General features: G+C 43.7%; 1 protein-coding gene. It reads left to right on the forward strand.

Going from position 1 to position 229, the window contains the following annotated elements; genetic code table 11:
- On the forward strand, window positions 1–229 hold a 229-nt coding region (locus tag V7D75_RS04355), incomplete at both ends, for an IS3 family transposase (protein ID WP_333613556.1).

Raw genomic sequence — 229 nt, forward strand, 5'->3', positions numbered from 1 at the left:
GGTATGCCCAAAAGCGTCTTTTACTATCATAGAGCAAGACTTGAGCGTGATGACAAATACACTGAATTAAAACAGCGTATTGCTAAGCTGTATCATCAGCATAAAGGCAGATATGGCTATCGCAGAATAACGGCAACGCTAAAGCAATTAGGGTGTCATTACAACCACACGCTCATCGCTAAGCTGATGCGTAACATGACCCTTAGCGCACGGATAAGACGTCAGAAGT

This window comes from Psychrobacter sp. (assembly GCF_036731945.1).
Lineage (GTDB): Bacteria > Pseudomonadota > Gammaproteobacteria > Pseudomonadales > Moraxellaceae > Psychrobacter.